This is a genomic window from Thermomonas sp. (genome assembly GCF_041905325.1).
Lineage (GTDB): Bacteria > Pseudomonadota > Gammaproteobacteria > Xanthomonadales > Xanthomonadaceae > Thermomonas.
The window spans coordinates 1-8274 of record NZ_JAYRLK010000017.1; the positions used below are offsets into that span (position 1 = coordinate 1).

Here is an 8274-nt window from a genome sequence, read left to right on the forward strand (position 1 = left end):
GCCCGCGGCCTCCTCCTTGATTTCGCTACAGGAGGAAGCCCGCTGGCGCTCCCCGCGTCACCCCCCGACCGGGAACCCGCCCTTGTGCAATTCGTGGCGGGCCTGGTCGAACCCCTGCGACGGCACGAAGTCGCCATCGCGGTTGCTCAGCTCCACCCAGCGTTCGAGGATCGCTTCCGCGGTTGCCTGCTCGCCCAGCGCGATGCCCTGGGTAAGGGCGATGTAGGCCAGTTCGAACCCGCCGGCACCGGCACTGAGGATGGCGCGGTTGGGTGCGTTGTCGGCCACCAGCGCCAGCACCGCCGGGCTGACCAGCTCCGGCTTGAACTGCGCCAGTTGCTCCGCCGGCAGGATGCCTTCCATCATCCGCGTGGCCCCGGTCGGCGCCAGGCAGTTCACGCGGATGTCGTGCTTGGCCCCTTCGATGCCAAGCGTCTGCATCAGCCCCACCAGCCCCATCTTGGCCGCCGCGTAGTTGGCCTGGCCGAAGTTGCCGTACAGGCCGCTGCACGAGGTGGTCATCACGATGCGGCCATAGTTCTGCGCGCGCATCGTGTTCCACACCGCATGGGTGCAGTGGGCCGCCCCCATCAGATGCACGTCCAGCACCAGCCGGAAATCGTCCAGGCTCATCTTGGCGAAACTCTTGTCGCGCAGGATGCCGGCGTTGTTGACCAGGATGTCGATGCGCCCCCAATCGGCCAGCACCGCATCCGCCATCGCCTGCACGGCTTCGGCATCGGCCACCGAGCACTTGCCGGCGCGCGCCTGCCCACCGGCGGCGCGGATTTCCGCCACCACCAGGTCGGCGGCGTCGCCCAGGTCGTTGACCACCACTTTGGCACCGCGCTGCGCCAGCAGCAGCGCATGCGCGCGCCCCAGCCCGCCGCCCGCGCCGGTGACAATGGCCACCCGGCCGTTCAAATCGATCATGCGTCTGCTCCGTTGTTGCTCATTGCATTGCCAGCGCGTCCAGCTCGCGCACCGCGCTGGCCAGCTCGCGGATGCCGGCGATCTCGCGCATGCGCTCGCGCCCCTGCGTGAGCTGCACGCCGCTTTCATGCATCCAGGTCAGATGGTAAGGCACGTGCACGCCCCAGCCGCCCAGTTCCAGCACCGGCTGGATGTCCGAACGCAGCGAGTTGCCCACCATCAGGAAGCGCGCGGCCGGCACGTGGAATTCCTCCAGCAGGCGCGCGTAGGTGCCCGGGTCCTTCTCGCTGACCACTTCGATGCGCCGGAACAGTTCCGACAGTCCCGATTCGCGCACCTTGGCTTCCTGGTGGAACAGATCGCCCTTGGTGATCAACACCACCGGGTAGTGCGCCGCCACCTCCGCCACCGCCTCGCGCACGTCGCCCAGCACTTCCACCGGGTGCCGCAGCAGATCCTTGGCCAGCTTGATGATGCGCTTGATGTCGGCCGCCTTGATGCGCGCCTCGGTGATGTCCACCGCCGCTTCCACCATCGACAGCGCCATGCCCTTCACGCCGTAGCCATAGAAGGCGATGTTGCGCGCTTCGTACTGGTACAGCCGCTTGCCCACGTCTTCCAGGTCGACGTAGCGGGTGATGATGCGCTCGAACTGCGCCTGCGCCTCGTCGAAGAAATCCTGGCTGCGCCAGAGGGTGTCGTCGGCGTCGAAGCCGACCATGGCGATGCCGCGTGGGGGTGTGTGCATGTGCGTAGTGTAATCGCCCGCCATTCTCGCCCGCTCACACCGGCAACGCCGTGGTGCGCTTGACCGTGCGCAGTGTCAACGTGGTCTGCACGCGGGTGACGCCCGGCAACTGGGTGAGGATTTCGGTATGGATGCGCTCGAAGTCGGCGGCATCGGCATACACCACCCGCACCATGTAGTCGGCGGCACCGGCCAGCAGGCAGCATTCGGTGATTTCCGGATGGTCGTGGATCGCCGCCTCGAACGCATCCAGCGCGCCGCGCCCCTGCTGGTCCAGCGTCACCAGCACGAAGGCGGTGCCGGGCAACCCGGCCTGCTCCTCGTCCAGCAGCAGCACATAGCGCGCCACCAGCCCGGAATCCTCCAGCAGCTTCACCCGCCGCAGGCAGGCCGAGGGCGACAGGTTGATGCGCTGCGCCAGCTCCAGGTTGGTCAGGCGGCCGTCGTGCTGCAACAGCCGCAGGATGGCGCGGTCGCGCTCGTCGAGGGTCATGCCCGGCGGCTGAATTTTATGCATCTATTTGCTGCAATGTTCAGAATGTCATGCGAATTATAGCGGTATCCACCGGCCAAATTGGCGACAGAATGCGCGTTTGCAAGCGCATACTGCCAACCTTCCGGCGCCGGGGAGGCTGGCGCCTGCCACCAGAGAAACCAGCATGCGCATCGGCGTCCCCAAGGAAATCAAGAATCACGAATACCGCGTCGGCCTGATCCCCTCGTCGGTCCACGAACTCGTCCACCACGGCCATGAAGTGGTGGTGCAGCAGGGTGCGGGCCTGGGTGCGGGCCTGTCGGACGACGACTACATCGCCGCCGGTGCGAAGATCCTGGCCACCGCCGACGAGATCTTCGCCAGCGCCGACATGATCGTGAAGGTGAAGGAACCGCAGGCCGACGAGCGCAAGAAGCTGCGCCCGGGGCAGATCCTGTTCACCTACCTGCACCTGGCCCCCGACGCGCCGCAGACCCGCGACCTGATCGACTCCGGCGCGGTCTGCATCGCCTACGAAACCGTGACCGCCGCCAACGGCTCGCTGCCGCTGCTCACCCCGATGTCGGAAGTGGCCGGCCGGCTGGCCCCGCAGATGGGCGCGCACGCGCTGGAGAAAGCGCAAGGTGGCCGCGGCGTGCTGCTGGGCGGCGTGCCCGGCGTGGCCCCGGCCGAAGTGGTGGTGCTGGGCGGCGGCGTGTCCGGCACCCACGCGGCCACGATTGCCATTGGCATGGGCGCGCAAGTGACCGTGGTGGATCGCTCGGCGGATGCACTCAAGCGCCTGTCGGCGCAATTCGGCCCGGCCATCTCCACCGTGTACTCCACCCGCGCCGCGATCGAAGAGCTGGTCAAGCGCGCCGATCTCGTCATCGGCACCGTGCTGATCCCGGGGGCTGCCGCACCCAAGCTGATCACCCGCGACATGCTCAAGACCATGAAGCCGGGCGCGGTGATCGTGGACGTGGCCATCGACCAGGGCGGCTGCACCGAGACCTCGCACGCCACCACCCACGCCGAGCCCACCTACGTGGTCGACGGCATCGTGCACTACTGCGTGGCCAACATGCCCGGCGCGGTGGCGCGCACGTCCACCTTCGCCCTCAACAACGCCACCCTGCCGTTCGCGCTGGCGCTGGCCAACAAGGGCTGGAAGCAGGCGCTGATCGACGACGCGCACCTGCGCAACGGCCTCAACGTGGTGGATGGCAAGGTCACCTGCGCACCGGTGGCACAGGTGCACGGCCTGCCTTACGTCAGCGCGGAGAGCGTGCTGGGCCTGTAATCCCGGCACGACATTCCCGTCCGCGACGGGCTTGCGAAGGGGACGGCCTGGCCGTCCCCTTTCGCTTGCGGCCCGCGCCACGGCATGATGCGGTTTTGCACGGGATCGCCCGATGACCGACTGGACCCGCCTGATCCGCGACATGCCGGATTTCCCCAAGCCCGGCATCCTGTTCAAGGACATCATGCCGATGCTGGCCGACGCCGACGCGTTCGCCGCAGCGATCGACGCCCTGGCCCTGCCGTGGCGCGATGCCGGCATCCAGGCGGTGATGGCGATCGAATCTCGCGGCTTCCTGTTCGGTGCCCCGCTGGCGCGCACGCTGGGGGCCGGGCTGGTGCCGCTGCGCAAGCCCGGCAAGCTGCCCGGGCCGCTGCTGGAAGCACGCTACGCGCTGGAATACGGCGAAGACGTGCTGCAGGTGCAAGCCGACGCGGTGACCGCCGGCGAGCGCGTGCTGCTGGTGGACGACGTGCTGGCCACCGGCGGCACCCTGCTGGCTGCGCGCGAACTGGCGCAGCGGCTGGGGGCCGACCTTGCCGGCGCCAGCGTGTTGATGGAAATCACCGCCCTCGGCGGACGCGCCCGCTGGAACGGCACCCCGCTGCAAGCCGCGCTGGTGGTGTGAAGCCCGGCCTCAAGCCTTCTTCACGAACTCCGACTTCAACCCCATCTGGCCGATGCCGTCGATCTTGCAATCGATGTCGTGATCGCCATCCACCAGGCGGATGTTGCGCACCTTGGTGCCCACCTTCACCACCAGCGACGACCCCTTCACCTTCAGGTCCTTGATGACGGTGACGGTGTCGCCATCGGCCAGCACGTTGCCCACCGCATCCTTCACCACCCTCGCCTCGTCGCCGACCTCCACCTCGCCGGGCCGCCACTCATGCCCGCACTCCGGGCACACGCAGTTGCCGGCATCTTCGTAGGTGTATTCGGACTGGCACTTCGGGCAGGGCGGCAACGTGGTCATGGCGGGGGCATTGGAATGTGAATGGAACCGGCCATTTTACGCGCCCGCGCCTATCGCCGCCGCTCAGGCCCCCAGCAGCTCCACTTCGAACTTCAGCGTGGCGTTCGGCGGAATGACCCCACCGGCACCGCGCGCACCGTAGCCCAGGCTGGCCGGGATGATCAGCGTGCGCGTGCCGCCTTCCTTCATGCCCTGCACGCCTTCATCCCAGCCGCGGATGACCATGCCGGCACCCAGCGCGAAGATGAAGGGCTCGTCGCGGTCCTTGCTGGAATCGAACTTGCCGCCCTGCTCGCCGTTTTCAAACAGCCAGCCGGTGTAGTGCACGGTGACATTGCGGCCGGGCTTGGCCTCGGCGCCGCTGCCGACGACGGTGTCCTCGTACTGCAGGCCGGAGGCGGTGGTGGTGAGGGCCATGGGGTGTCCTTTCGGTGGTGTGGAGTGAGGCGGGCAGTGTAGCGGCACCGCGCTGCCCACACTCGCAAGGAGAGTCGACCCTGGCACGGGGGTTCAACGCGAAACGAGAGAGGCCCGCATATTGCGGGCCTCTTGCGTCGGGTTAAGTGACCCCGAACCCGTTCTGCCCCGCATACTGCCCACCTCTATCCATGCAACCGGAGACGGCCGTGTTCGAACGCTTTTCCCGCAGTTGGGGCCTCATCAAGGCCAGTGCCGGCGTGCTGGCCCAGGACAAGGAACTGCTCGTGTTCCCGCTGCTGTCCGCGATCTGCGCGCTGGTCGTGGCGGCGGCGTTCGTGCTGCCGGCGCTGGGCCTGGGCGCGCTGGACGGCTTGGGCAACGGCGGCGTGCCGCTGGCCGCCTACCTGCTGGCGTTCCTGTTCTACCTGGCGCAGTACTTCGTGATCTTCTTCTTCAACTCCGCGCTGGTGGGCGCGGCGATGATCCGGCTGGACGGCGGCGACCCGACCCTGCGCGACGGCCTGCGCATCGCCGCCGGCAAGGCCCTGCCGATCCTGGGCTACGCCGCCATCGCCGCGACCGTGGGCATGGTCCTGCGCGCGCTGCAGGAACGCTCGGGCCTCATCGGCAAGCTGGTTGCCGGCGCGCTGGGCGTGGCGTGGACGCTGGCCAGCTTCCTCGTGGTACCGGTGCTGGTGACGCGCAACATCGGCCCCATCGACGCGGTGAAGGAAAGCGCGCTGCTGCTGAAGAAGACCTGGGGCGAGAACCTGATCGGCCAGGGCGGCGTGGGCCTGGTGTTCAGCCTGCTCTACGTCGGGCTGGCCATCGCGGGCGTCGTGACCATCGTGGCCGCGGCGACGACCGGCAACGGCGTGCTGATCGGGCTGGCCGTGGCCGCCGTCATCGTCGTGCTGCTGCTGGCCGCGCTGATCCAGTCGGCCCTGTCGGGCATCTACTCGGCGGCGCTGTATCGCTACGCCACCGGCGCGGGCAACAGCCAGGGCTTCGACGCGCAGCTGCTGGGGCAGGCGTTCCGGGTGAAGTAAGCGGCACGGACGCTGCGCCCGGATGCGTGCATGGCGGGCCTGTTCCGCCCTGCATGGAACGTCGACGCTGACCCGGAGTTTCGCTTTCCGCGGAGTCAGGGCGTCAATGCGAAACGAGAGAGGCCCGCGGTCTGCGGGCCTCTTGCGTTGGGATAAGTGAACCTGACCCCGTTAGTGACCATTAGTTGCCTACAAGAACGTACCCACCACCTCGGTTTCAAGCTTGGCGGCAGGACACAGGTCCGTGTACTTCCCGAAGGACGCGTCCACCTCTGGCGGCACCCGCAACGACCGGCCATCGACGGTGGTGGTGAACGTGATGGGCACCCTGGCGCGGCAGACGATCGCCTCGCCGCCGAACGTCTGCGGCGCCACCCATTCCCGCATGGCATCGCGCGCCGCCTGGTCGAGCCGCTTGGTCACGCGATCGGACTTGGCCGGATAGACCAGATCCACCTGCTGCGGCTTGCCGGCCTCGTCGTACAGCACCGAATACACCAGCACCGCGTTGACGCCTTCGCGCATCAACTCCGGCGGAAACCGGGGCGGCGGCATCGGGACGCCGGCCGGCCGGTCGGCAGAACGGAATGTCCTCGTTTGCCCTGTCACTTCGATCACCCGCAGCGCGACGCCTCCGTTGGGCATCGACACCGTCTCCGCCTTGATCTGCTGCAGCACCGGCGAAGGCACGGCGTTTCCCTGCCAACGCAGCGGCGTGTACCGCCACGTGGCCACGCGCGTGCGGATCATGGCCCTGATGGGCTCCGGCAGGGCCGCATCCGGTTCGACATCCATGACCGAGCCATCGGCCTGCACCGTCGCCTTGAAATCGAATTGGAGCTGCCGCGGCAGTGGCGCCTTCTCCGGCGCCGTGGCCTGCGCCACACCTGCCATCCACAGCAGGCCGCCCAGCAACACGGCACGCCGCACCGTCGTCCCCATCGTTCGCCCCCTCGATCATTCGGCGCGTTGTGCCAACGATGACGTTTTACCAGATGGAGGTGCCGGCACCGGCTTCGCCCCGAAGCACGGCGCCGCTCCGGCTTCCGGACCCGGGTTTTTCGCCTGCAGCGGAGTGAGAGCGTCAACACGAAACGAGAGAGGCCCGCGATGTGCGGGCCTCTTGCGCTGGGGTAAGTGAACCTGACCCCGTTAGTTTTCCGCTTTGCAGGGAAGTGAACCTGACCCCGTTTCCCAGTGCCTGCTTGGGCGCTTCCGGCTTTGCCGCCTGCGCCACGCCAGCCAAAAGCGCGGCCCCGCCCAACAGCGCGCCACACACGGTTTGCATTCGAACGGTGAAGCACCCCGACTGCTGCATGCATTTTTCCTTTGCTAAAATCGAATCAAACCCGGGTCTCGCAAAGGCGAAAGGTAGACAACGGAAATGTTCTCTGACCCGTTTAACCAATAAGGCAGGACAGGCCCGCCTTTCGGAAAGTCGACTCTGATCCGGGTCTTCCTCAAAGAATGGTAATTCTCTTCAGCTCGTTCGGCGTTAGATCCGGGCGCTGACGATGCACCATGCGATGACAATTTGCGCAAAGCAGAAAAAGATCCGACAGGCGAGTCACCGTATTAGGCAACAATATCGCAAGCGGTATAGCATGATGCACCTCGATGAACCCCTCCCCGCGCTGACCGTATCGCTTGCCAAAATCGAACGAGCAGTTTTCGCAGTAAACGCCACCATATTTCCCCATGAACTGATTGACTTTCGCGCGCCTGATTGCTCGACTGCGATCAATTCGGTAATGCATCCTGAGCTTGCGCTTCGTCTCATCCGCCGTCATATTTTCGACGGCTGGCGCAGTGACACCTGCCTCAACGGCGGCAGCCTCATCAATCACAATGTCACTTGGCGCATCGAGGAATGCTGAAGCATCAGAGTCATTTTCGACCCACTGAAGGAGATGATCCGCCAAGACTCTAAGCTGAGAGGAGCAGGAACCTTTTTCCACAAGAGAGAGGAAGCTCGCGACAACCTCTATCTTGTCCGCCGGCACCTGCTCACTTCGCAATAATTGACCGACTCGTTGCAACCGAGATACCAAATCAATTTCCCCGCCGTCGTGCAGAATTCGCATGCGCAAGGGGGTGCATAGTGCCGTATCGGCCCCTAGCAGCTCGACATCAAATGTAATTGAACTGATGACGTAGCCCTTAGGCCGCAATGGATACACCGCGCGACCGTGATCTTCGCGAATCGAGTCAGGGAGTAAAGCAAGCGCTGCCACCAGCTGGGGCAGGTTGAGTTTTGACCGATCATTCGGATTTAGGGAAGGTCTGAACAACACGCCGCGAATCTTCAATTCCTGGCCACAGAGCAGTTTTCAGCTTCGTTCACCGCGCTTACGCGCCGTTTCCGGCGCT

At 66.0% G+C, this 8274-nt stretch carries 10 protein-coding genes; 3 read left to right on the forward strand and 7 right to left on the reverse strand.

Annotation, left to right across the window (positions count from 1 at the left end):
- Positions 1-57 precede the first annotated feature (57 nt).
- The 3 genes from ACE3OK_RS12135 to ACE3OK_RS12145 are packed head-to-tail and all read right to left on the reverse strand — an operon-like array spanning position 58 to position 2198.
- Positions 58-933, reverse strand: coding sequence for an SDR family NAD(P)-dependent oxidoreductase (locus ACE3OK_RS12135; protein ID WP_374249807.1), 876 nt, complete (start codon positions 931-933; stop codon positions 58-60).
- 19 nt (positions 934-952) lie between these two features.
- Positions 953-1681, reverse strand: a complete 729-nt coding sequence (locus ACE3OK_RS12140) for an HAD family hydrolase (RefSeq protein WP_374249808.1) — start codon at positions 1679-1681, stop codon at positions 953-955.
- Positions 1682-1715: 34 nt separating this feature from the next.
- Complete coding sequence (locus ACE3OK_RS12145; protein ID WP_374249809.1) at positions 1716-2198, reverse strand: Lrp/AsnC family transcriptional regulator; 483 nt, start codon at positions 2196-2198, stop codon at positions 1716-1718.
- A 142-nt stretch (positions 2199-2340) separates the two neighbouring features.
- Here ACE3OK_RS12145 and ald point away from each other — a divergent pair, with 142 nt between their 5' ends.
- Both ald and ACE3OK_RS12155 read left to right on the forward strand, forming a co-directional pair.
- A complete protein-coding gene (gene ald / locus ACE3OK_RS12150) occupies positions 2341-3459 on the forward strand; it encodes an alanine dehydrogenase (protein ID WP_374249810.1) in 1119 nt (372 codons plus the stop codon).
- A gap of 112 nt (positions 3460-3571) precedes the next feature.
- Entirely contained in the window at positions 3572-4087 is a 516-nt protein-coding gene (locus ACE3OK_RS12155) for an adenine phosphoribosyltransferase (RefSeq protein ID WP_374249811.1), read from the forward strand.
- A gap of 9 nt (positions 4088-4096) precedes the next feature.
- On the opposite strand, the gene ACE3OK_RS12160 is transcribed toward ACE3OK_RS12155, so the two are convergent.
- Positions 4097-4435, reverse strand: coding sequence for a zinc ribbon domain-containing protein YjdM (locus tag ACE3OK_RS12160; protein ID WP_374249812.1), 339 nt, complete (start codon positions 4433-4435; stop codon positions 4097-4099).
- Positions 4436-4498: 63 nt separating this feature from the next.
- Positions 4499-4852: an FKBP-type peptidyl-prolyl cis-trans isomerase gene (locus tag ACE3OK_RS12165; RefSeq protein WP_374249813.1), complete on the reverse strand. Its 354-nt coding sequence runs from the start codon at positions 4850-4852 to the stop codon at positions 4499-4501.
- A 191-nt stretch (positions 4853-5043) separates the two neighbouring features.
- Here ACE3OK_RS12165 and ACE3OK_RS12170 point away from each other — a divergent pair, with 191 nt between their 5' ends.
- Positions 5044-5904 carry a DUF6159 family protein gene (locus ACE3OK_RS12170; RefSeq protein ID WP_374249814.1) on the forward strand — a complete coding sequence of 287 codons (861 nt, stop codon included), beginning with the start codon at positions 5044-5046 and terminating at the stop codon, positions 5902-5904.
- Between the two features lie 189 nt (positions 5905-6093).
- Here the strand turns inward: ACE3OK_RS12170 and ACE3OK_RS12175 are convergent, their stop codons facing one another.
- Both ACE3OK_RS12175 and ACE3OK_RS12180 read right to left on the reverse strand, forming a co-directional pair.
- Positions 6094-6846: an energy transducer TonB gene (locus ACE3OK_RS12175; protein WP_374249815.1), complete on the reverse strand. Its 753-nt coding sequence runs from the start codon at positions 6844-6846 to the stop codon at positions 6094-6096.
- Positions 6847-7364: 518 nt separating this feature from the next.
- A complete protein-coding gene (locus ACE3OK_RS12180) occupies positions 7365-8198 on the reverse strand; it encodes an HNH endonuclease (RefSeq protein ID WP_374249817.1) in 834 nt (277 codons plus the stop codon).
- Positions 8199-8274: the final 76 nt, after the last annotated feature.

Coding starts and splice junctions, on each gene's coding strand:
- ACE3OK_RS12135 (WP_374249807.1), bottom strand. CDS start 933: ATGATCGATTTGAACGGCCGGGTGGCCATTGTCACCGGCGCGGGCGGC.
- ACE3OK_RS12140 (WP_374249808.1), bottom strand. CDS start 1,681: ATGCACACACCCCCACGCGGCATCGCCATGGTCGGCTTCGACGCCGAC.
- ACE3OK_RS12145 (WP_374249809.1), bottom strand. CDS start 2,198: ATGCATAAAATTCAGCCGCCGGGCATGACCCTCGACGAGCGCGACCGC.
- ald (WP_374249810.1), top strand. CDS start 2,341: ATGCGCATCGGCGTCCCCAAGGAAATCAAGAATCACGAATACCGCGTC.
- ACE3OK_RS12155 (WP_374249811.1), top strand. CDS start 3,572: ATGACCGACTGGACCCGCCTGATCCGCGACATGCCGGATTTCCCCAAG.
- ACE3OK_RS12160 (WP_374249812.1), bottom strand. CDS start 4,435: ATGACCACGTTGCCGCCCTGCCCGAAGTGCCAGTCCGAATACACCTAC.
- ACE3OK_RS12165 (WP_374249813.1), bottom strand. CDS start 4,852: ATGGCCCTCACCACCACCGCCTCCGGCCTGCAGTACGAGGACACCGTC.
- ACE3OK_RS12170 (WP_374249814.1), top strand. CDS start 5,044: ATGCAACCGGAGACGGCCGTGTTCGAACGCTTTTCCCGCAGTTGGGGC.
- ACE3OK_RS12175 (WP_374249815.1), bottom strand. CDS start 6,846: ATGGGGACGACGGTGCGGCGTGCCGTGTTGCTGGGCGGCCTGCTGTGG.